The following is a 22,911-nucleotide window of genomic DNA, read 5'->3' on the forward strand; positions in this document are numbered from 1 at the left end:
TATTTATTTAAAATAGCAATCAAACAAATTTAACGTTAAAGTTTCTAACATATTTTGCATAGATATATTACTTGCTAACTTTCTATTGCTTTCTACCACCAAATTTAAGCCATTAACCAATTTACTATTTGCTATCTGTGCAGTATTTTGTTGGATAAAATCTATATTTTCTTTAAAGACTATTTCTTCTGTCAATCCAAAACGTTCTAAAACTGTATCACGTACAGTTAATATTATAACTTGTAATACTAGATTTTGATCTTCTTTATTTTGAATAAGTCCGATAATTTTTGATTGAATCATTACAAATGATAATAAATCTTTTCTTAACAATTTTCGATACCAATTATTGACAGTTGCTAAAATCTTATTAAAATTTTCATTATCATTAATTTTTTTAGCCTCAACTACACTTTGAGCAAGATTGGCTAAAATATGACTATTTTTCTCAGAAATACCTTCTGAAATTAATTCTTGCTCCAATTGTCCAGAAGTAAGTTGTTGCATTTCAACTTCTTGACACCTTGAAATAATAGTTGGTAACAATTTTTGTGGTTCGGATGTTAATAAAAAAGCTGTTATATTTCCAGATGGTTCTTCCAAGAATTTCAATAAACTATTTGCAGCTCCAATTGACATTTTCTGAGCATCTTGGATAATAAATACTTTCCTATCACTTTCTACCCCACTCTTATTAAACTCCGACTTCAAATATCTTATTTGCTCAACTTTTATTGATAATCCGTCCGGCATAATAGTAACTACATCTGGGTGATTATTATTCTCAATTCTATTACATTCAGAACACTTTAAACAAGGTACTCCATTTTGTGAATTTAAACAGAATATCCCCTTAGCAATCCACTTTGCTAATTCTATTTTTCCAGTACCTTCAGCTCCTGATAGTAAATATGCATGTACCAGCTTGTTTTCCCTAATCAATTTTGCAAAATGTTTCGTTAAAAATGGTTGTCTTTCCGTTATAGACATTTTCATTTTAATTGGATACCTCTAATTCTAACTATGGAAATTACATAAAATTATTTAAAATAGATAATGTATCATCTATAACCTTATCTAAATTTTGACTTGCATCAATAACTTTAATTCTTTCTTTATTGCTTTCAGCCAATGATAAATATGCTTGTCTTACCTTATGATAAAAGTCCATAGATTCTTTATCTAATCTATCTACTTGATTTTGACGATTATTGCTAATTCTCTTCAAACTTATCTCTGGTTCAACATCATAGTATAAAGTTAAATCTGGTTTAAGATTTTCAGTAGCAAACTCATTTAATTTAATAACTGGCTCTACACCTATATCTCTAGCTACTCCTTGATATACTACAGAACTATCAACAAAACGATCACATAGAACTAGCTTTCCTTCATTCAAAGCTGGTAGTACTGTATCAACTAAATGTTGTCGTCTGGCTGCTGCATATAGTAATGCCTCTGTTCTTGCATCCATTTCTGTGTATTCAACATTTAAAATGATCTTTCTGATAGCTTCTGATATTCTATTTCCACCGGGTTCTCTAGTCCAAATATAATTATCTATTCTCTTATCATTTAGATGTTCTATAACACCTTTTAATACACTTGTTTTACCTGAACCATCAATACCTTCAAATGTTATAAATTTTCCTTCCAATAAAAAAACCTCATTGCATATAATATTAATTCAATTCTACTTTAATTTTTTCTTTATGTCTAATTGCAAAAAATAAAAAGAGGAACTGCTATTTTAAATTACAATTCCTCTTTCTTTAATTAATGATCTATTACAGAGGATTGAATATGTCCCCTGACATTTCGCAACTTAGCTTCTTGATATAAAAATTGATATTTAGCTTTTGCAAGCTGAGTTTCAGCCACTAATTCCTCATCTACTTCATATACAGCTTGTTCCGTTTGCCTAGCATGATCCCAATTTTTTTTAGCCTGATCTATCAAATAAAGCAGTTCTTCATCGTATTCTTTGCGTAATTTCTTTTTATTTCTACCGAACAGAATACTCACCACCTTAAATTTCTTGTCGTCCTTCAATAGCTTTAAATAATGTCATCTCATCTGCATATTCAATATCACTACCTACAGCTAATCCATGTGCTAATCTAGTAACTTTTATATTAGCTGGTTTTACTAAACGAGCAATATACATAGCAGTTGCTTCTCCTTCGGGGGTTGCATTAGTAGCAATGATAACTTCCTTTATTGCTTCATTTTTCTGCAGTCTTCTTAAAAGAGAAGCGATATTTATATCTTCAGGACCTTTTCCTTCAATTGGAGATAATACACCATGAAGTACATGATATAAACCATGATACTCATTCATTCTTTCTAATGACATTACATCCTTAGGTTGTTCAACAACAACAACCTTACTATTGTCTCGCGATTTATCAGCACAAATCATGCAAGGATCACTTTCAGTAATATTACCACAGATACTGCAATAACTTAAATCTCTTTTAGCAGAGATCAAAGATTGAGCAAATTCGGTTACATCATCCTCTTGCATATCAATTGTATAGAATGCTAATCTAGTTGCCGTTTTACTACCAATTCCTGGTAATTTCATATAACTATCAATTAATTTAGAAATAGGTTCTGGATATTGCATCTAATAACCCCTTCCTTCTAGAAAAATTATAGTCCTGGAATATTACGAGAATATTTACCCATTGTTTCTTGTGTTTGTTTATCAATCTTGCTCATAGCATCATTAACTGCCATAAGTACTAAATCTTGTAACATATCTACGTCATCTGGATCAATAGCTTCTTCCTTGATAGATATATCTGTCATCTTATGATCACCAGTAAATTTTACTACTACAGCATCATCAGCTGCATGACCTTCAAAAACAGTTGCATTTAGCTCATCTTGATCCTTTTTCATATTTTTTTGTAGTTTTTGCATTTGCTTCATCATACTTTGCATGTTCATACCACGCATCATCATTCATCATATCCTTTCAGTTAATCATTTTTTATTTCAACAATGTCTGTACCAAATAGTTCCTCAGCTTTTTGTATAATAGTTGGCTGAGTTGAGGCAGATTGATCATCATTATCCTGAGATTGTTCACTTGTATCATCAGCAATAACTACTGCCCCATTTTTTCTTTGTTTAAGATAGTTACTTCTTATTTCAGGCCAATTTTCTACTGGAATCAATACTAAGCTTGGAACCTTTCCAATTAGTCTGTCTAATCCATTTTCCAGAGTATCTATCAACTCTTGGTCTTCAAGAGCTTTTTGGCATAAAAATGCATATTCAAAGCCAACAACAACACCATTTTCACTAGCTGCAACTGGCTCACTAACATGCATAATTGCTCTTTGAGTAACAGATAACATATTCATTAAATCTGGCCAAACTTGCTTCAATTCATTTAGCGATTGCCTTGTAGCATTGTTTAATACACTATAAACTTGTGACAAACTAATTTTAACATTTTTTTGTCCCTTTGTTGTATTTTTTCTAACTTGCTTTCTAGGCTCATTATTCTTTTCAGTTTGAACTGTATTACTAGATAAATTATCCACTTTACGTTGTAAGTTTTCTATTTTTTGCTTTAATAATTCAATTTGGCTCAAATCAACATTCGATACCCTATCAGCTTCACTGTTCGTACTTAATTGCGTTAGTTTGACAGTTAATACTTCCAAATAAATAGATTGATGAGAACTGAATCTCATATTCTCTTGTTGTTTATTTAATTCATCTATAATTTGGTAAAGTTGAGTAACATTTATTTGTTGAGATAATTCCTTAAATTTATCATCTAATAAACCTAATTCGCCATCAGAAACCATTTCTGGTGCTTGTTGGTATAATAGTAAATCCCTACAATAATTAATTAAGTCCTCAATTAAGCGATTGGCATCTTTACCTTGTTCTACAATCTGCTGAATTTTTTTTAAAGCATTAGTCGTATCTTTAGATAGTACAAATTTCAGATAATTAAATAGACTTTCTTGTGTAACACTCCCCGTTACTAATAATGCGTTATCTAAAGTAACATTATTATCACCAAAAGAGATTACTTGATCTAGTAAACTTAAAGCATCACGCATTCCACCTTCAGCAGCTTTAGCGATTACTTTTAAAGCTTTATCATCATAATCTACATTTTTTTGATCTAAAATATAAATCATTCTTTGTAAAATAGACTCAGCAGTTATTCTCTTAAAATCAAATCTCTGCGTTCTTGAGATGATAGTTGCTGGGATTTTATGCGGTTCCGTTGTAGCCAAGATAAAGACTACATTTGCTGGAGGTTCTTCAAGGGTCTTTAACAAAGCATTAAATGCACCAGTTGATAACATATGAACTTCATCAATAATGTATACTTTATAATCAGCTTCTGTGGGCGCATACTTTACTTTATCCCTAATATCTCTAATTTCCTCTACACCATTATTAGAAGCCGCGTCTATTTCAATAACGTCATTTAAACGTCCTTCCGTAATGGCCTTACATGTTTCACACTCGTTACAAGGCTCACCTTCTTTTGAAAAGCGACAATTTATAGCCTTGGCAAAAATCTTTGCTGCAGATGTCTTACCAGTTCCTCTAGGGCCAGTAAATAAGTAAGCATGCGAGGTTTGGTGAGTTATAATTGCATTTTTCAGAGTTTTGGTCACCATTTCTTGACCAACTAGATCCATAAATCTTTGTGGACGCCAAACTCGATAAAGAGCCTGATAACTCAAAGAGACTCCTCCTTCCAAAATTCATCAAAAAAAATCTCTCGGTTGCTCCAAGAACAAAACCGAGAGTTAACATTTCATATTAACTTAAGGCACATGCGAACTCTGCTTAGTGCTGCTTCCTTCCGGACCTGACACGCTTCACAAAGACAACATTGCCTCAAGGCCTTGCGGCAAGTACTATGATACACGAATTAGTCAAAAATATCTAGTCTTTCACTCGATTTTTTCTTTTTTTCTTCATTTTTTTCCTAATTGATTTAAAAAAATCTTTCAGAATAGAAGCACATTCATTTTCTAAAATTCCTTTTTCTACAAATGATTGATGATTAAATCTGCTATCTTCAAGTAAATTCATCAATGTTCCTACAGTTCCTGCTTTAGAATCAGATGCACCATAATATACTTCAGGAATTCTTGAATTAATAATCGCTCCACTGCACATTGGACAAGGTTCTAATGTTACAAAAAGTTGAGTATCGACTAACCTCCAACTATTAACTGTTTCATTTGCTTCCTCAATGGCTAACATTTCTGCATGTAGTGTAGCATTCTGACTATGTTCCCTTAAGTTATGCCCTCTCCCAATGATTTTTCCATCTTTTACAATTACACAGCCAATTGGCACTTCTCCGATCTTAGCTGCTAATTTTGCTTCAAATAAAGCCTCTTTCATAAATTTCACTTTTTGTTCATCAGTCAATGGCAAGAAAATCACCTCGCTATTTAATCATTTCGCTTTGTAAAATAAAATATCCCTTCTTCTTATTTAAAGTTTGACAATTTTCAAATACTTCATTTAATTTCTTTATCGCAGAAGGTGCACCCTGTTTCTTTTGAATTACAGCTACAATACTGCCACCGGAATTTAAATGTTGCTTTGATCCTGCTAAAATTCCATGAACAACATCTTTTCCCGCTCTTATAGGTGGATTTGTAATTATTAAGTCATAATCAGTTTCATTAATATCTTCATATTGACTAGATTTAAAAATTTCAACGTTATTTATATTGTTATTTGCTGCATTTTTCTTGGCTAATTCAAGGGCTAGTTCATTGACATCTACCATATCTACCTGACTATTTGGATATGCTTTTGCTATTGACAATCCAATAGGGCCATAACCGCAACCCATATCTAGTATTTTTTTATTATCTAAATCTAAATTAGTATCAATAGTTTCTAATAGTACTCTTGTACCAAAATCAACCGTATTTTTTGAAAAAACTCCATTATCTGTTGTAAAATGTATGTTATTTCCCAGCAATTCGAAATTCCACTTTTTTTCTTTATGTTCTACATCTGGGTTTGAAGAATAATAATAATTAGTCATTGTCTTTTTCTCCTGTAATTTATATCTATAATAATACGCATTTTTTTCTACCTTAGCAAATTATTGTTTTTACCAAAATTCCCATTAACACAACATGTCGGACACTATTATTAAAAATCCACAATATATGGTGTAGTTAGACTTGAATTTTTCTCTATATATTGTATACTAAATACACGAAGAAGTTACGGAGGTAGTTTTTATGAAATTAGATTTATTCACTAAAAACAATTGTATTCAATGTAAAATGACAAAAAAATTTTTAAAACAACATAACGTTGAGTTTGAAGAACACAACATTTCTGAAAATCCTGAATATATTGACTATTTAAAGAACAAGGGTTTCCAAGCTGTACCTGTGTTGGAAGAAAATGATTCCCCTATCGTAAATGGTTTCCGTCCAGACTTATTGAAGAAGTTGATTGCTCAATGAAAATAGTTTACTTCACGGTAACTGGACAAACAAAAAGATTTATCAAAAAATTAGGCAGCAACTATGAATATTTTGAAATAGATGCTGCCAATCCTTTTTTTGAAGTAAATGATCCCTTTGTATTAATTACACCTACTTATGATAAACAAATAACAGAACCCATAAATGACTTTTTAGAGTATCAAAATAATAGTCATTATCTTAAAGGAATTGTTGGAACTGGTAATCGTAACTTTGCTGAATTATTTATCTTTACAGCAAAAAATCTATCTTACGAATATCACGTTCCATTAATTTATGCATTTGAATTTAATGGAACTCCTACTGATGTTTCAAATTTTAAGAAAGCGGTGAAGGAACTTGAGTCTAAAGGACATTGATATTAGTAAAGTTACTTACTTTGATTTAAATAATGAAATAAATATTCCTGTAAATGGTCAAATCCAATTAGGAAAAGATGAAGAGGCTCTTGAAGCCTTTTTAAATGAAAATGTTAAGCCTAATACTAAACAATTTTCTTCAATTAAGGAACGAATTAATTATTTAATTCAAAATAACTACTATGAAGAAGAATTTATTTCTAAATATTCATTTGAATTTATCGAAAAATTATATGATTACCTAAAAAAAGAAGATTTTCATTTTAAAACTTTTATGGCAGCATATAAATTTTATGCTCAATATGCCTTAAAAACTGACGATAATGCCTACTATTTAGAAAACTTTATAGATAGAGTCGCTACTAACGCTCTTTATTTTGGTGATGGAGATGAAAAATTAGCTTTAGAATTAGCCGATGAATTAATCCATCAAAGATATCAACCTGCTACTCCAAGTTTCTTGAATGCCGGTCGTAAACGCCGTGGAGAACTGGTATCTTGTTTCTTAATCCAAATGACTGATGACATGAATTCAATCGGAAGAAATATTAATTCTGCCCTACAATTATCACGTATTGGCGGTGGTGTTGGTATTAATCTTTCTAATTTACGTGGTGCTGGTGCTCCTATTAAAGGAATTCATGGAGCTGCATCTGGTGTCGTTCCTGTTATGAAGTTACTTGAAGATAGCTTTACATATTCAAACCAACTTGGTCAACGTCAAGGTGCTGGTGCTGTTTATTTAAATGTCTTCCATCCTGATATAGAAGCATTTTTATCTGCTAAAAAAGAAAATGCTGATGAAAAAATTCGTGTAAAGACCCTTTCATTAGGATTAGTCGTTCCAGATAAATACTACGAATTAGTAGCTAAAAATGAAGATATGTATCTTTTTGATCCTTGGGGAGTTGAACGTGTTTACCACAAACCATTTTCTTATGTGGATATTACTAAAGAATATGATAATATGGTTGCTAATCCAAATATCCCTAAGAAAGTTATCAAAGCTCGTGATTTGGAAGAACAAATATCTAAGCTACAACAAGAATCTGGTTATCCTTATGTTATTAACATAGATACTGCTAACAGAGTAAATCCTATTTCTGGAAAGATTGTCATGAGTAATCTATGTTCCGAAATTTTACAAGTTCAACGTGCTTCAGTAATTAATAATCGTCAAGAATATGAAGTTCTGGGGACAGATATTAGCTGTAACTTAGGTTCTACTAATATTGTAAACCTTATGGCATCACCTAACTTCGGTAAATCTGTTGAAGTTATGACTAGGGCTTTAACTTTTGTTACTGATAAATCAGATATTGATGTTGTTCCATCAATCCAACACGGAAATCGATTAGCTCATACTATCGGTTTAGGTGCTATGGGGTTACACGCTTACCTTGCTAAGAATCAAATTGAATACGGATCACCTGAAGCTCTTGAATTTACTAGTGTATATTTCATGTTATTAAACTATTGGACTTTAGTAGCTTCAAACAAAATTGCAAAAGAAAGAAAAGTTACTTTTGATAATTTTGAAAATAGTAAATATGCTGACGGTAGTTACTTTGATACTTATTTAAATCAAGAATTTGCACCAAAAAATGCACGTGTTAAAGAATTATTTGATGGTATCTTTATACCTACAAAATCCGACTGGACTAGTCTTAAAGAACATGTTATGAAGTACGGTTTATATCATCAAAACAGATTAGCTGTAGCACCTAATGGCTCTATTTCATATATTAATGACACAACAGCTAGTCTACATCCTATCATCAATAGAATTGAAGAACGTCAAGAAAGAAAAATTGGAAAAATTTACTATCCTGCACCTTACTTGTCAAATGAAACTTTACCATATTACAAGTCAGCATACGATACTGATATGCGTAAAGTTATCGATACTTATGCAGCCGCTCAACAACATGTTGATCAAGGTATGAGTCTAACATTATTTATGCGTTCAACAATTCCAGCAGGTTTATATGAGTGGAAGAATGGAAGAACTGATAAAATGACAACTAGAGATTTATCTATTCTTCGTAATTATGCACACTATAAAGGTGTTAAATCTATTTACTATGTACGTACTTTTACTGATGATGCATCTGAAGTTGGTGCAAATGAATGCGAAAGTTGTTCAATTTAGAAAGGAAGAATTAGATAATGACTAAATCATATACCGCTATTAATTGGAATGCTTTAGAAGATGAAATTGATAAAGCTACGTGGGAAAAACTTACTGAACAATTCTGGTTAGATACACGTATTCCTTTATCCAATGACTTATCTGATTGGCGTGAATTTAATGAAGATGACAAAGACATCGTTGGTAAAGTATTCGGTGGTTTAACTTTATTAGATACACTTCAATCCCAAGATGGTATGTCTTCATTGAAGAAAGATGTTCGTACACAACACGAAGAAGCTGTTATGAATAACATTGAATTTATGGAATCAGTTCATGCTAAAAGTTATTCTTCAATTTTTTCTACATTAAACACACCTAAGGAAATTGAAGAAATCTTTGATTGGACAAATTCTAATGAAATCTTGCAATACAAAGCTAATCGTATCAATGAAATTTATCAAAACGGTAGTCCTTTACAAAAGAAAGTTGCTTCTGTATTTTTAGAAACATTTTTATTTTATTCAGGATTCTATACTCCACTATATTGGTTAGGTCATAATAAATTAGCCAACGTAGCCGAAATTATTAAACTAATTCTTCGCGATGAATCGGTTCATGGCACTTACATTGGATATAAATTCCAATTAGGCTTTAATGAACTATCTGATGATGAACAAGAAGAATTTACTTCTTGGATGTATGATTTGCTTTATGAGTTATACGAAAATGAAGAAAAATATACTCACTTACTTTATGACAAAGTTGGTTGGACTGATGATGTATTAGTTTTCCTTCGTTACAATGCTAATAAAGCATTAATGAACTTAGGTATGGATCCACTATTTGCTGATGGATATGCGCAAAACGTTAATCCAGTCGTTATGAATGGTATTTCAACTTCTACATCTAACCATGACTTCTTCTCTCAAGTTGGTAATGGATATCTCCTTGGTGACGTTGAAGCAATGGAAGATTCTGATTACTTATTTAACTTTGATGATAACTCCGATAAATAGATAAAAATATCCTCGTCAATCGATTTGAAAATTGACGAGGATATTTTTTTAGACTATATTAAATTAATGATTCTTATGACCAGAATCTTGAAAGTGAAATCTCTCTTCTAAATTGCTCTCTTCTCTTACTATTAACAACGCTTGTTACTTCTAGCATTGTAGAGACAATTGAACTTCTCTTTCTATAAGCAGTATACTTAGGTAACCAATAGCTAACATATTTATCCTTGTAATCTCTTAAGCCTTGGAAACCATAAAATGAATATCCATACTCATAAATAAAATGTGCAGCTCTTTCTTCAATAAAACTATACTGAGAAGTCCCTACATTAGCTAATGGTGCCATTCCCATATCAAAACGTTCATAGCCATTTTCTTTACCGTACTCAAATAAGGTAATGAAAATTTTATCCATTATTCCAGAAGGAGCTTGCTTACTATGTCTCATCAAGTCTATTGATAAAGTCTTATCATCCATAGGCATCATTGAAGCAAATGCAACAATTTTATTATCAGCATCTTTAATAATACTTATATTAGCTTGATTTAGGTAATATTCATCAAAAAAGCCCAATGAAAAGCCCTTCTCTAACTGACCATCTAACCAACTGTCAGAAACCTGTTTTAGCTCTTGAATCAACTCTTTAGAAAACGGAGGTTCTATCATTTCAAAAGTATATCCTTCACGCTCAAATTTGTTGATTAATGCCCTCTCACCACGTTTTTTCTTACCTGACAATGAAAAGTCCTTCAAAGTTACATATCCTTCTTCACCATTCTTTATAAAGTCAAAGCCTAAATCATGTAACAACATGGTTAATTTAGAATTTATTTCATAGAAAACTAATTCATAGCCATAGTAATCTGCTTGTGTCATTAGCTCCTTAATGGCATCTTTTAAATAATCCATATTTCCCACAGGTTCTCCCATAAAAATTAACTTGTCATTTTTCCTGCGATACATGAAATACATTATATCTTCACCATTAACTCTGTAATAATAAATATTTTTATCTCTTAAAAAGGCTAAGTGACTAACTTCATTGCCAGAATAATTATCTATAATTTTTTTAATTCTCTTTTTATCGAAATTCATCTTTCTAAATGGATCAGTATCTGAGGTAAAGCTAGTTATAATTATTAACATTATTATGCCAGCTAAAATCATTCCCATAAAACCTGACAACCATATTTGCTGTCCTTGAAAAATTAAAACTTCTGGTACTGGGATACTTTTATGTCCTATTGGTCTGAAATTCAAGAATCCAACTAACAAATACAACAAAAATGTTACTGTAAATATTCCACCATCTACAAACATTTTTCCAAATGAATAACGTAATTGTTCTCGGTAAAGTTCTTTTCTTGAGAGGATCACACAAGCCATAATAAAGATTAAAAACCATGCTAAACCTGGAGTATAAACCCTCCATAAAGTATTAACAATTCCTATTCCTAAAACTATTATCGTTGGCCAAAATGATTTTTTAACTCTAGATTCAAAACCTCTACCCATTGCAATTAGCAAGAAAGCAAATATCACGTCTGTCATTTGATGTAAGAATAAAAATGTTAACGGATATAACTTGACCAGAATAAAGTTAGAAAAAGCAAAACTTGGAACAGCTGCTTCTATTAACATTATTATGCCAGATGCATACATAAAAATTGTAATTAATATATGAGCCGTTTTTTGTAATAATGCACTTGGAATACCATCGAAGTACTCATTCACTTTATTACCTAGAGTATGCACAAATAAAACAGTACCTACAAAAAATGGCACAATATAGTAAAATATACGGAAAAATAGCAACCATACAATTACATCGGCATTGCCTATGCCTATACTTTCCATTCCTAGGATGATAAAAACATCAAATGAACCTAATCCACCAGGAACCATTGATATAACCCCAAAAACGGACGCAATAATATACAAAGCAAATATTTCAAGTATATTGAATTTTACCCCTAAAACTAATCCAATATATATGAAAAATAGACCTGCGCCTGCCCATTCCAAACAAGAACCCATTATTAAAAATAGTTCTTTTTTTAACGTAAGATCACCAAAGAAGGCATTGTTTTTGAATTTAGTAATGCTAAATAACAATGGAAAATACAGACCTCCACCGACTAACCAAATCCAATATTTAGTTAACCCTGCACCTATATGTAAACCAAAGATTATAAATAACGATACCCAGCAATATATTGATAATCCTGCTAATAAAAATAGAGCAATCTTAGATATAGCATACAAAACCTGTTTTTTACTAGATTTTTTACCATAAAAACTCGCCCTTAATGTAGCTCCTAATATCCCCCCAAAACCTGCAATATTAGTGAAAGTATTTGTTATCCAACCACTCTTTAAAATATATTTCCAATTAAACTTTTCTGATAAAAAAGAAGTTATCGAAATATCATAAATCAGCATTGGAGTAACAGAAAACATTCCTAGAATTAGCATCATAATAATTGAAAAAATTGACTGACTAAGCAAGCCATCACTAACCTGATTCCAGTCAACATCTCTAATAATTTTACTAATTTCCACTAAAACTAATATTAATACTGAAGCTACAAACATTAATTGTAAAATTGTGGATTTTTGTTTGATAAAATCCTTAACTTTTTTCATGTTACATCCTCCAATCCCTCTCTCTATTATCACTAATACGTAGTAATTAATCAAGATTGTAAAGGAAATTAAAAATTACTAAATCCTAAAGAAAATCATCACTATCTAACCAATACGGACGATTGTACTCGTTAAATGGTACTACTAATTCATTATTCGCCATTAACAATGGTATTTCTCCTTGTTTCGCCCATGAAATTATTGTTTCCTCTGGATAACCTAATTTACTAGCACACGCAGAAACAGTTATAGCTTCTTTTTTATGAAATATTTCATTTAATTTATTTATATGCTCAATTCTACGTTTCTCATTCACTTTTCTTTGATTATCCTTAGTGATTTTAACTATTGAAGTTCCATTCTCATCAAGGAGTGGAATATCTCCATCAATAGCCCATTTTTTTACAGTTTGATATGTATATCCCGTATCTTTAGCAGCTTGACTTATCGTATTGTACTTCTCATCATTAAATGCTTGACGTAACTTCATTATATTTTGATTTCTTCTTTCGTTACTTGCATGAGCCATATTATCTAAAGTACTCACCTATTTCACCTTCTTTCTCAGATAAGATAATTACTTATATATGAAAAAAGAGACCAGTCGTTAAACTGATCTCTAAAAGTAAAATTAAAATAAATTATTTCAATGTTACCTTTGCGCCAACTTCTTCAAGTTTAGCCTTCAATTCTTCTGCTTCGTCCTTAGCAACGCCTTCTTTAATTACGGAAGGAGCACCATCAACTAAGCCCTTAGCATCTTTCAAGCCAAGACCTGTGATATCCTTAACTGCCTTGATAACTTTAACTTTTGCAGAACCTGCATCTGTTAATTCAACATCAAATGAATCCTTTTCTGCAGCACCGTCTGCACCTGCAGCACCTGCAACTGCAACTGGAGCAGCAGCGGAAACACCAAATTCTTCTTCGATAGCTTTTACTAAGTCGTTTAATTCAAGAATGCTAGCTTCTTTTAAGTCAGCAATAATCTTTTCTGTATCTAATGCCATTTTATTTTCCTCCATACATAGATAAAATTCTTTTTTTGTTAATTGTAATTTATGCAACTAATAATTTAGAATTAAGCTGCATCTTCGTCTTTGCTGTCAGCAACAGCTTTAACTGCATAAGCAAAGTTGCGAACTGGAGCTTGCAATACAGACAATAGCATTGAAAGTAATCCGTCGCGGTTTGGTAATTTAGCAAGAGCGTTGATTTCTTCAAGAGAAGCAATCTTACCTTCGATCATACCACCTTTAATTTCTAAAGCTTCATGATCCTCTGCAAATTTAGCCATAATACGAGCAGGTGCAGTGATGTCTTCACCACCAAATGCAACAGCAGTAGGGCCAGAGAATGTATCATCTAAACCTTCATAACCTGCTTTGTCAGCTGCACGCTTCAAGAATGTATTCTTGATAACACGCATTTCTACACCAGCTTCACGAAGTTGCTTACGTAAATCAGTAACTTCTTCAACAGTTAAGCCACGGTAGTCAACAACTACAACAGAAGAAGCACTTTGGAATTTTTCAAAAACTTCTTCAACGATAGCAGCTTTCTTTGCGATAATTTCCTTACTCATTATTAATTCACCTCCTAGTCATTGTGTCAAAAGCTTTTTATAAATAAAAAGCTCTATGTCCACACCAAGACACAGAGAGAGATACGTTTACTCCTCGGCAGGCATAAATTTAAGGCGTTAGCCACCTGAGTCTTAGGTAGAATTATTAACTTGACCTTTAATAGGTTACCATAGCCTATTATAAGTGTCAAGAAAAAATAATAAAAAAGTGAGAAGAATTTATCTTCCCACCTCATTATTTAAATTAAAGTGCTGTTGTATCTAATGTAACACTTGGTCCAAATGTAGAAGCAACAGAAACATGCTTGATGTAAACACCTTTAACAGATGCAGGACGAGCCTTAGCAATTACATCATAAACAGCTTTGAAGTTACCTTCAAGTGCTTCTTCTGTAAATGATACTTTACCCAATGGAACATGTACGTTACCGTCACGGTCTGTACGGTATGTAACTTGTCCAGACTTAGCATCTGTAACAGCCTTTGTTACATCCATTGTAACTGTACCAGTCTTAGGGTTTGGCATTAAGCCTTTAGGTCCCAATACACGACCTAAACGACCAACTTGTGCCATCATATCTGGTGTTGCAATAGCAACATCAAAGTCCAACCAACCGTCTTGGATACGTGCAACTAAGTCGTCGTCACCAACAACGTCTGCGCCTGCATCCTTAGCTTCTTGTGCTTTTGCACCTTTAGCAAATACAACAACTGTTTGATCTTTACCAGTACCATTTGGTAAAACCATAGCACCACGTAATTGTTGATCAGCTTGTTTTGTATCAACGTTTAAGTTGAAAGCAACTTCGATAGTAGCATCAAAGTTTGCAAAATCAATCTTCTTTACTAAGCCAAATGCTTCAGAAGCATTGTATAACTTGCCTTCTTCAACTTGCTTAGCAGCTTCTAAATACTTTTTACTTTTTTTCTTAGCCATTAGTGAAATTTCCTCCTTGCAATATGTGGTCTATCGGATAAACCTCCCACTTGATACATCTATTTTCATAGAGTATCCGTCTGAGAAGCGTGGCCGTAGAAATTAGTCTTCTACAACAAAGCCCATGCTTCGTGCAGTACCTTCAATCATGCGCATTGCAGCTTCAACGTCTGCAGCGTTTAGATCTTGCATCTTTGTTTCTGCGATTTCCTTAACTTGATCTTTAGTTACAGTAGCAACTTTCTTCATGTTAGGTTCGCCAGATCCCTTTTCTACACCAGCAGCTTTTTTAAGTAATACAGCAGCAGGTGGTGTCTTTGTAACGAAGTCGAATGAACGATCTTCGTATACACTAATCACAACAGGAATGATCATACCAGCTTGATCTGCTGTACGAGCATTGAATTCCTTTGTGAATCCCATAATGTTGATACCTGCTTGACCTAATGCAGGACCAACTGGTGGAGCTGGAGTTGCTTTTCCAGCAGGAATTTGTAATTTAACAACGTTTACTACGTTCTTTGCCACGGTAAAAACCTCCTCTTTCCGTGTGTGGTACGGATGGCTATAAAAAATTTAGCCTCCCACTTGTATGATAAAAATCATACTCATGAATTATATCATTTGTATTTCATCCATGCAAGTATTTATTATACTAATTTATCTACTTGATCATAATTCAATTCAGCTGCTGTTTCGCGGCCAAACATATCAATATCAACTTTTAATTTCATCTTTTCAGTATCAATTTCTGTAATCTTACCAACTAAACCAGAAAATGCACCATCAATAATAGTAACTGCATCCCCTACTTCAGCATCAAAGTTAGAATGACGTGAACTAATTCCTAATTCATGTAGAATATGATTAATTTCTTCATCTAATAGTGGTGCTGGCTTACTTCCTGATCCATGTGAACCTACAAATCCAGTTACGCCCGGAGTATTTCTAACAACATACCATGATTGATCAGTCATTACCATTTCTACTAATACATATCCTGGGAATGTTTTTAATTTTTCTACTTTTTCTTTTCCTGTTTTAGTAGTTTCATGCTTTTCTTCTTCAGGAACAACTACTCTAAAAATGTAATCTTCCATCCCCATTGAAGTTGCTCTTGATTCTAAATTTTCTTTAACCTTGTTTTCGTATCCTGCATAAGTATGTAAAACATACCATTTCTTTTCAACTGATTCTACTGTATGTGCCATTTTTCCATTCCTTTCTAAATTTATTGAAAATAAAAAAGCCTCCACGAATCCCGGGGCTTTCTTTCGTAATTATAGCAAATATTTTCTTTTATTGCTAGATATAATATCAAACAACTATACAAGTAATGATAAGGCTGATTGAATAACCCAGTCCACAACAGCAAAAAAGCCTATAAATAGCAATGAAGAAATAATAACAGTAGTTGTATCTCTTCTTGTTTCCTTTGCATTCAACCATGTTGTATCTTTCATAGTTTTAATAACATTCTTTAGAAACTTCAATTAAATCACTCCTCAGCAATTACTTTGTCTCTCTGTGTAACGTATGCTTACCACAATACTTACAAAACTTTTGCACTTCTAGTCTTTCTGTACGATTTGGATTTTCAGTAATTGTATAATTACGTGAACCACATTCAGAACAAGCAAGTGCTACTTTTTTCTTATTAGCCATAAATTACTCCTTTACACTGAATCAAATAAACTCTATCATGATATATCCTAAAATGTCAATCACACTATTTTTCTTTTCCCATTAATTTATCCCGATACTCAGCTAATTTTTCTAACTGATCATCATTCCAAGTTAAACGTCTTGCGGCTTTTTGATTTTGATATATCTTTGCCTGTTGTCTAACTTCTTTTTTGGATCTTTTTATTTCTTGATATAATTCCCACGCTGGGAGTCTCAATGCTCCTTGCGAAAAAATTGTCCATTGTTCAGCTTGATCACTTGTTGCTACTCTTACCTGAGTCAATGGCGTTTGTAATCTTCCAGCCAATGATTCAATATAAGTATCTGCTGTTTGATCTTCAGCTGTCCATACCACTTGTAAGTCATATTGCTCATATTGTTTAGTCATACCAGGTACATACATCGCATCAAATACTACAATAATTTCTGTATTAGCCTGTTTACGGTAATTAGATAATATTTTCAAAAGTAAATCCCTAGCATCCTCTAGTCTATCACTTTTCTTTAATTTATCTAATTGTGGCCAATTTCCTATCATATTATATGCATCAACAATCAAGATATTCTTTTTCATATTAATTTCCTCTTGAAGTAAATCCTTGATATATTAATAAACTAGCAGCTACACTTGCATTTAAACTTTGAACATGTCCTACCATTGGAATAGTTAACATTTCATCGCAAGTTTTCTTCAAAAGCGGAGAAATTCCTTTACCTTCATTTCCTATTACCAAAGCTGTTGCTCCCTTAGCACTCCACTTTCTAAAATCAGTACCTTTCATATCAGTCCCAAAGATCCATACTCCCTGTTCTTTTAATTCTTTAACAGTTTGTACTAAATTTGTAACTCTCACAACAGGTACATGTTCAATAGCACCTGTTGAAGTTTTTGCCACAACTGAAGTCAACTGCACTGCACGTCTTTTGGGAATGATAATTCCATGAACTCCTGCTGCATCTGCGGTCCTCATAATTGAACCTAAATTATGTGGATCTTCAATTCCATCTAAAATCAAGAAAAAAGGATCTTCATTTTTACTACGAGCTTTTTCAAACAAATCGTCAATTGTAGCATAACTATATGATGCTATAGCAATCACTACTCCTTGGTGATTTTGTCCATTGACTAAATTATCAAGTTTAGTTTTAGGAACTCTAGAAACTACTAACTTTCTGGCTTTAGCTAAAGTATATATTTCCTGAATAGCATCCGCCTTTAATCCTTCTTGGACAAAAACTTTATTAATATTGCTATCTTTCTTTTTTAAAGCCGCCATAGCTGGATGACGTCCAATAATAAAATTTTTTTGCTCTTCTTTCATTATTTCCCTTCTTTCTCTACTGTATTAATACACCAATCTGCTAATTCCTCTAATCTTTCGATTTGATCACTTAGATATAGATAACCAAATAATGCTTCGAAGCCTGTAGAAATTCTGTAAGTTACAACTGAAGTATTTTTTGCAGAAGTATGACTTTTGGCATTTCTACCACGCTTAAAGAATTCTAACTCTTCATCATTCAAAACATTTTGCTCTTGCATTTTTTCAATTAAAAAAGCTTGTGCCTTTGCAGATACATAATGAGTAGCCTTGTGATGTAGCTTTGTTGGTTTAGTTAAACCTTTAGCTAATAAATGTCTTCGAATATAAATTTCATAAATTGCATCGCCCATATATGCTAAGGCAATCCCATTCATTTGATTATAGTCTACATCTTCTTTAATCATTTCTCTTCCACCTTGTACCTTGTGCTGTATCTTCTAATATTATTCCTTGTTCTTTTAGTAGATCTCTTATTTCATCGCTACGTTTGAAGTTCTTATTTTTTCTTGCTTCATTTCTTTCTTGGATAAGTTGTTCAATCGTATCACCTAACAATTCTTTTTCTTCACTAAAACTTATACCAAAAATTTCTACGACTTTCTTATAAGTGTTAATTAAGTTATTAATAGTATCAGTATATACCTTTTCTTTTTCTGAATAGACATTTAGTTGTTTAGCCATTTCATAAACAACAGAAATCCCATTTTGTACATTAAAATCATCATCCATAACTTTAACAAAATCTTTTTCAAGATTAGCAAAATTAACTTCTACTTCTTTATCGTTTCCTTCTACACTATCTTTTAAACGATAACTTAAGTTTTCATAAGCTGTTTGTAGTTTATTTAGATTAACTTTCGCTTCGTTTAAATTAGCAGAACTATATCGGATAGGTCGACGATATTGTGTTGTTGACATAAAGAATCTAATAACTTGAGGGTTTACTTCCTTTAGTAAATCATGTACGGTTACAAAATTTCCTAAAGATTTACTCATTTTTTGATCTTCTTCACCAATTGTTACAAATCCATTATGTAACCAATATCTAGCAAATTTTTTGCCAGTCTTTGCTTCACTTTGTGCAATCTCATTTTCATGGTGTGGGAATTCTAAATCTTGTCCTCCAGCATGAATATCTATTGTATCTCCTAAATATTTAGTAGACATTACTGAACATTCAATATGCCACCCTGGACGTCCTTGTCCCCAAGGAGAATCCCAAGATATTTCTCCTTGCTTTGCTTTTTTCCAAAGAGCGAAATCTAATGGATCTTGCTTTTTATCTTGGTCGATATCATCGACTCGGCTACTAGCACCTTGTTCTAAATCATCTATTAATTGTCCAGATAGTTTACCATAATCTTTAAATTTTCTAGTCTTATAATATACATCTCCAGCAGACTCATATGCATATCCCTTTTGTACTAAAACTTCAATAAATTTGATAATATCATCCATATTATCCATTACTCGAGGATTCAATGTAGCTTTCTTTACATTCAAAGCACTTGTATCTTCATAAAACGCGTTAATAAATTTCTCAGTTATTTCTTTAACTGAAAGATTCATTTCTTGACTTGCTTTAATGATTTTGTCGTCAACGTCTGTAAAATTCGAAACATAGTTTACTTCAAAACCACGATATTCTAAATAACGTCTGATTGTATCAAAAGCAACCGCACTTCTAGCATTACCAATATGAATATAGTTATACACTGTTGGGCCACAGACGTACATTGTCACTTTCCCAGGATTTAATGGTTCAAATTTTTCTTTTTGATTAGTTAATGTATTATACAATTGCAACATCTAATTCATCACTCCTAATCCGTTAAAACGTAATAGTCTATCATTTAACGTTTTTCTTAACTCTTAACTTAATAATAAAACATAAAACAAAAGGTTGCGACAAAAATATGCCTCAACCTTGTCTCATTTTAATTATACTATATCTACACGATTAGTTCATTTCTTCTAAAGTTTGCTTTAGATGTTTCAATGCCTTTTCACGACCTAATAATTCAATTGATGGTGCCAATTCTGGGCCATGCATTTCGCGTGTTGTTGCGATACGGATAGGCATGTAGAGTTTACGTCCCTTAATCTTTGTATCCTTTTGAATAGAACGAATTGTATTTTGAATTTCAACAGCATCAAAGATTGGTAAATCTTTAACACGTTCAGCAAATTCTTTTAATACAATTGCTGCTGATTCATCAGCTAATTCCTTTTTAGCATCTTCACTTAAAACAGGTGGTTCATTAAAGAATACATCTGCCATTTCTACGATTTGTCCTGTATAAGACATTTGTTGTTTGTAAAGACTAATTAGCTTTCTAGCCCATTCAATTGTATAAGCATCTGGATCGGCTTGTACTTTACCAGCCTTAATTAATTGACGTAATGAAGAATCCATAATTTCATCTTCTTTAGCAGCTTTTACATATTGGTTATTAATCCATTCCAATTTCTTGCCATCAAATGCTGCTGGAGATTTGCTCAAACGCTTTGCATCAAACATCTTGATGAATTCTTGTTTATTAAAGATTTCTGATTCGCCAACAGGAGACCAACCTAATAAAGTAATAAAGTTAAACATTGCATCAGGTAAGTAACCTAGTTCACGATATTGTTCTATAAATTGAAGCACTGTTTCATCACGTTTACTTAACTTCTTACCAGTTTCAGTATTAATAATTAAGGACATATGACCAAATTCAGGTGCTTTCCAACCAAATGCTTCATATACAACTAATTGCTTTGGTGTATTAGCAACATGATCATCCCCACGTAATACATGAGTAATTTCCATTAAATGATCGTCTACTACAACAGCAAAGTTGTATGTAGGCATACCATCACGTTTTTGAATAACAAAATCTCCACCAATTGTGTCAGATAGGAAACTAATTTTCCCCTTTACAATATCATCCCATTCGTATGTCTTGTTGTGTGGCACACGAATACGAACAACTGGTTTTAATCCCTTAGCACGTGCTTCATCTTGAGCCTTCTTGATTTCTTCTTTAGACATGCCTTCATATTCATAGACATAGCGAGGAGCTTCTCCTCTAGCTTTTTGTTCTTCACGTTGAGCTTGTAATTCTTCCTCTGTCATGAATGATTCATAAGCTAAATCTTTATCTAATAATTCTTGAATTAATGGCTTGTAAATATCTTTTCTTTCAGATTGACGATATGGTCCGTACTTACCTGGCTTATCAGGACCTTCATCCCAATCAATACCAAGCCACTCCAAGTTATCCATTTGGCTCTTTTCACCATCTGCAATATTACGCTTTGTATCAGTATCTTCGATTCTTAATACAAAAGTTCCTTTATTATGTCTTGCAAATAAATAGTTAAATAAAGCTGTTCTTGCGTTACCAATATGCAAATGTCCAGTTGGACTTGGAGCATAACGTACACGTATCTTGTTTTTTGCCACTTTAAAGCACTTCTTTCTTTAATAATTATCTATTAATAACATTATGATTATAGGAATAATATCATAACTCATACTCTTACCATTCTACAATGATTACTGTAAAAAATAAACTATTCCATGGTATTTATTCTTAGTTTTTCTCACGTAATTCTCTTTTAGAATGTGTTGGCTTTGCAAAAATCATTCTTCCAGCATCCGTCTGCAATGCACTAGTTACTTCTACCTCAATAGGTTTATTGAGATAATAACGTCCATCTTCAACCACTATCATTGTTCCATCATCCAAGTATGCAACACCTTGTTGTCTTTCTGTACCATTTTTTATAACTGTAACGGTTAATTTTTCACCTGGAATAACACGTGGTTTTAATGACTTAGCCAAAGCATTTACATTTAAAACCTGTACATTTTGAAATTCACTAACTTTATTTAGATTGTAATCATTTGTTACTATGACTGCATCTAAAACCTTTGCTAATTTTATAAGCTTACTGTCAACTTCTTTTATATCTTCAAAATCTCCCTCATACATTTTTACAGGAACAATTTTTTCTGAACGTAATTTATTTAGAATGTCCAAACCTCTACGTCCTCTAACTCGTTTAATACTATCTCCTGAGTCAGCAATATATTGAAGTTCATATAATACAAAATTAGGAACTACTAATGTTCCTTCAATGAAACCAGTTTTTGCTAGATCATAAATTCTCCCATCTATCAAAATGTTAGTATCTAACAACTTATATTTGTGGAAATTTTCGCCAACTTTTCTTTCTAAAATCTGAGCTTTATCATCTTCCACTTTTCTTTGTCGTAAATTAAATAATCTCTTTAAATTTCCAAAGCCTTCTTTTCCAACAACATATCCCAGGTACCCTAATAAAATCATTAATACAATTGGCAAAATGGTATTGATGAAAAATACATGTGATCGATTAAATATCGTTGAAATTAAAGCTGCTACAATTAATCCCACTGTGATTGACAAGCTCGTTGAAATAATTACTTCCGGCTTTTGTCTAATCAAATTTTTCTCTATTTTTATGATTACTCGCTCAATAGCATCTATTAAGAAAATCGCTAGTATTTCCATAATAATCAAACCAATAATAGCATTAACCAACCCATTAGTTAACCAGCGATTACTTCCAAGTCCTATCAAGCTCCATAGCTCTGGTAGAAATGTATATCCTGCACCTACACCTAAAATAGCTAATATTAATCCTATGATTCTTTTTCGCATTTAAGCACATCCTTTCTAT

General features: G+C 32.3%; 27 protein-coding genes, 1 other RNA gene and 1 other annotated feature. Of the genes, 4 read left to right on the top strand and 24 right to left on the bottom strand.

The genetic code is table 11. The features are described 5' to 3' along the window. Nucleotides 1-3: 3 nt before the first annotated feature. The 9 genes from holB to FC55_RS02075 all read right to left on the bottom strand — a co-directional run bounded on the left by holB (nucleotide 4) and on the right by FC55_RS02075 (nucleotide 6,058). Complete coding sequence (holB, locus tag FC55_RS02040; RefSeq protein ID WP_003700662.1) at nucleotides 4-996, bottom strand: DNA polymerase III subunit delta'; 993 nt, start codon at nucleotides 994-996, stop codon at nucleotides 4-6. A gap of 34 nt (nucleotides 997-1,030) precedes the next feature. Beyond that, the gene (tmk, locus tag FC55_RS02045) at nucleotides 1,031-1,657 is read right to left on the bottom strand and encodes a dTMP kinase (protein ID WP_003700663.1); all 627 of its coding nucleotides are present in this window, start codon (nucleotides 1,655-1,657) and stop codon (nucleotides 1,031-1,033) included. 119 nt (nucleotides 1,658-1,776) lie between these two features. Further along, nucleotides 1,777-2,016, bottom strand: a complete 240-nt coding sequence (locus FC55_RS02050; RefSeq protein ID WP_011476227.1) for a YaaL family protein — start codon at nucleotides 2,014-2,016, stop codon at nucleotides 1,777-1,779. A gap of 13 nt (nucleotides 2,017-2,029) precedes the next feature. Beyond that, nucleotides 2,030-2,629, bottom strand: a complete 600-nt coding sequence (recR, locus tag FC55_RS02055; protein ID WP_003700665.1) for a recombination mediator RecR — start codon at nucleotides 2,627-2,629, stop codon at nucleotides 2,030-2,032. A 26-nt stretch (nucleotides 2,630-2,655) separates the two neighbouring features. After that, nucleotides 2,656-2,970, bottom strand: a complete 315-nt coding sequence (locus FC55_RS02060; RefSeq protein ID WP_003700666.1) for a YbaB/EbfC family nucleoid-associated protein — start codon at nucleotides 2,968-2,970, stop codon at nucleotides 2,656-2,658. A gap of 17 nt (nucleotides 2,971-2,987) precedes the next feature. Beyond that, entirely contained in the window at nucleotides 2,988-4,727 is a 1,740-nt protein-coding gene (dnaX, locus tag FC55_RS02065) for a DNA polymerase III subunit gamma/tau (RefSeq protein ID WP_035149887.1), read from the bottom strand. Nucleotides 4,728-4,805: 78 nt separating this feature from the next. Continuing rightward, nucleotides 4,806-4,891, bottom strand: an RNA gene (gene ffs, locus FC55_RS09735) — signal recognition particle sRNA small type. Nucleotides 4,892-4,932: 41 nt separating this feature from the next. Next, on the bottom strand, nucleotides 4,933-5,433 hold the full coding sequence (gene tadA, locus FC55_RS02070; protein ID WP_035149890.1) for a tRNA adenosine(34) deaminase TadA: 501 nt from the start codon (nucleotides 5,431-5,433) through the stop codon (nucleotides 4,933-4,935). Between the two features lie 13 nt (nucleotides 5,434-5,446). Continuing rightward, complete coding sequence (locus FC55_RS02075; protein WP_003700669.1) at nucleotides 5,447-6,058, bottom strand: class I SAM-dependent methyltransferase; 612 nt, start codon at nucleotides 6,056-6,058, stop codon at nucleotides 5,447-5,449. A 202-nt stretch (nucleotides 6,059-6,260) separates the two neighbouring features. Between FC55_RS02075 and nrdH the strand changes: the two genes are divergently transcribed. From nrdH to nrdF, 4 genes are read left to right on the top strand one after another with little or no spacing between them, the layout of a single operon-like run. Then, complete coding sequence (gene nrdH, locus FC55_RS02080) at nucleotides 6,261-6,491, top strand: glutaredoxin-like protein NrdH (RefSeq protein WP_003700670.1); 231 nt, start codon at nucleotides 6,261-6,263, stop codon at nucleotides 6,489-6,491. Next, nucleotides 6,488-6,871, top strand: coding sequence for a class Ib ribonucleoside-diphosphate reductase assembly flavoprotein NrdI (gene nrdI, locus FC55_RS02085; protein ID WP_003700671.1), 384 nt, complete (start codon nucleotides 6,488-6,490; stop codon nucleotides 6,869-6,871). Before nrdH ends, nrdI begins: the two co-directional genes overlap by 4 nt. Beyond that, nucleotides 6,852-9,023, top strand: coding sequence for a class 1b ribonucleoside-diphosphate reductase subunit alpha (gene nrdE, locus FC55_RS02090; RefSeq protein WP_003700672.1), 2,172 nt, complete (start codon nucleotides 6,852-6,854; stop codon nucleotides 9,021-9,023). The genes nrdI and nrdE overlap by 20 nt, the downstream gene beginning before the upstream one ends. A 17-nt stretch (nucleotides 9,024-9,040) precedes the next feature. Beyond that, nucleotides 9,041-10,021 carry a class 1b ribonucleoside-diphosphate reductase subunit beta gene (nrdF, locus tag FC55_RS02095; protein ID WP_003700673.1) on the top strand — a complete coding sequence of 327 codons (981 nt, stop codon included), beginning with the start codon at nucleotides 9,041-9,043 and terminating at the stop codon, nucleotides 10,019-10,021. A 73-nt stretch (nucleotides 10,022-10,094) separates the two neighbouring features. Here the strand turns inward: nrdF and mprF are convergent, their stop codons facing one another. The 15 genes from mprF to FC55_RS02170 all read right to left on the bottom strand — a co-directional run bounded on the left by mprF (nucleotide 10,095) and on the right by FC55_RS02170 (nucleotide 22,892). Continuing rightward, nucleotides 10,095-12,668, bottom strand: coding sequence for a bifunctional lysylphosphatidylglycerol flippase/synthetase MprF (gene mprF / locus FC55_RS02100; RefSeq protein WP_011476230.1), 2,574 nt, complete (start codon nucleotides 12,666-12,668; stop codon nucleotides 10,095-10,097). A gap of 85 nt (nucleotides 12,669-12,753) precedes the next feature. Beyond that, nucleotides 12,754-13,215 carry a hypothetical protein gene (locus FC55_RS02105; protein WP_003700675.1) on the bottom strand — a complete coding sequence of 154 codons (462 nt, stop codon included), beginning with the start codon at nucleotides 13,213-13,215 and terminating at the stop codon, nucleotides 12,754-12,756. 94 nt (nucleotides 13,216-13,309) lie between these two features. After that, nucleotides 13,310-13,678, bottom strand: coding sequence for a 50S ribosomal protein L7/L12 (rplL, locus tag FC55_RS02110; protein ID WP_003702605.1), 369 nt, complete (start codon nucleotides 13,676-13,678; stop codon nucleotides 13,310-13,312). A gap of 71 nt (nucleotides 13,679-13,749) precedes the next feature. Then, the gene (gene rplJ, locus FC55_RS02115; RefSeq protein WP_003700677.1) at nucleotides 13,750-14,253 is read right to left on the bottom strand and encodes a 50S ribosomal protein L10; all 504 of its coding nucleotides are present in this window, start codon (nucleotides 14,251-14,253) and stop codon (nucleotides 13,750-13,752) included. Between the two features lie 35 nt (nucleotides 14,254-14,288). After that, nucleotides 14,289-14,408, bottom strand: a sequence feature (ribosomal protein L10 leader region). An 89-nt stretch (nucleotides 14,409-14,497) separates the two neighbouring features. Continuing rightward, nucleotides 14,498-15,190 (bottom strand): 50S ribosomal protein L1, encoded by a 693-nt coding sequence (gene rplA, locus FC55_RS02120; protein ID WP_003700678.1) that lies wholly within the window; start codon nucleotides 15,188-15,190, stop codon nucleotides 14,498-14,500. 102 nt (nucleotides 15,191-15,292) lie between these two features. Continuing rightward, the gene (gene rplK, locus FC55_RS02125; protein WP_003700679.1) at nucleotides 15,293-15,718 is read right to left on the bottom strand and encodes a 50S ribosomal protein L11; all 426 of its coding nucleotides are present in this window, start codon (nucleotides 15,716-15,718) and stop codon (nucleotides 15,293-15,295) included. Nucleotides 15,719-15,840: 122 nt separating this feature from the next. Further along, the gene (gene nusG, locus FC55_RS02130; protein ID WP_003702631.1) at nucleotides 15,841-16,401 is read right to left on the bottom strand and encodes a transcription termination/antitermination protein NusG; all 561 of its coding nucleotides are present in this window, start codon (nucleotides 16,399-16,401) and stop codon (nucleotides 15,841-15,843) included. A gap of 114 nt (nucleotides 16,402-16,515) precedes the next feature. Continuing rightward, the gene (secE, locus tag FC55_RS02135; RefSeq protein ID WP_003700681.1) at nucleotides 16,516-16,683 is read right to left on the bottom strand and encodes a preprotein translocase subunit SecE; all 168 of its coding nucleotides are present in this window, start codon (nucleotides 16,681-16,683) and stop codon (nucleotides 16,516-16,518) included. Nucleotides 16,684-16,702: 19 nt separating this feature from the next. Beyond that, nucleotides 16,703-16,855, bottom strand: a complete 153-nt coding sequence (rpmG, locus tag FC55_RS02140) for a 50S ribosomal protein L33 (protein WP_003700682.1) — start codon at nucleotides 16,853-16,855, stop codon at nucleotides 16,703-16,705. 64 nt (nucleotides 16,856-16,919) lie between these two features. After that, nucleotides 16,920-17,450 carry an NYN domain-containing protein gene (locus FC55_RS02145; protein ID WP_003700683.1) on the bottom strand — a complete coding sequence of 177 codons (531 nt, stop codon included), beginning with the start codon at nucleotides 17,448-17,450 and terminating at the stop codon, nucleotides 16,920-16,922. Nucleotide 17,451: 1 nt separating this feature from the next. Then, on the bottom strand, nucleotides 17,452-18,198 hold the full coding sequence (gene rlmB / locus FC55_RS02150; RefSeq protein ID WP_003700684.1) for a 23S rRNA (guanosine(2251)-2'-O)-methyltransferase RlmB: 747 nt from the start codon (nucleotides 18,196-18,198) through the stop codon (nucleotides 17,452-17,454). Continuing rightward, complete coding sequence (locus FC55_RS02155; protein ID WP_003700685.1) at nucleotides 18,198-18,605, bottom strand: Mini-ribonuclease 3; 408 nt, start codon at nucleotides 18,603-18,605, stop codon at nucleotides 18,198-18,200. The genes rlmB and FC55_RS02155 overlap by 1 nt, the downstream gene beginning before the upstream one ends. After that, nucleotides 18,598-20,010 (bottom strand): cysteine--tRNA ligase, encoded by a 1,413-nt coding sequence (gene cysS / locus FC55_RS02160; RefSeq protein ID WP_003700686.1) that lies wholly within the window; start codon nucleotides 20,008-20,010, stop codon nucleotides 18,598-18,600. Before cysS ends, FC55_RS02155 begins: the two co-directional genes overlap by 8 nt. 151 nt (nucleotides 20,011-20,161) lie before the next feature. After that, on the bottom strand, nucleotides 20,162-21,649 hold the full coding sequence (gene gltX, locus FC55_RS02165; protein ID WP_003700687.1) for a glutamate--tRNA ligase: 1,488 nt from the start codon (nucleotides 21,647-21,649) through the stop codon (nucleotides 20,162-20,164). 130 nt (nucleotides 21,650-21,779) lie between these two features. Further along, the gene (locus FC55_RS02170; RefSeq protein ID WP_003700688.1) at nucleotides 21,780-22,892 is read right to left on the bottom strand and encodes a PIN/TRAM domain-containing protein; all 1,113 of its coding nucleotides are present in this window, start codon (nucleotides 22,890-22,892) and stop codon (nucleotides 21,780-21,782) included. Nucleotides 22,893-22,911: the final 19 nt, after the last annotated feature.

The sequence above is a fragment of the Ligilactobacillus salivarius DSM 20555 = ATCC 11741 genome, from assembly GCF_001435955.1.
Taxonomy (GTDB): domain Bacteria; phylum Bacillota; class Bacilli; order Lactobacillales; family Lactobacillaceae; genus Ligilactobacillus; species Ligilactobacillus salivarius.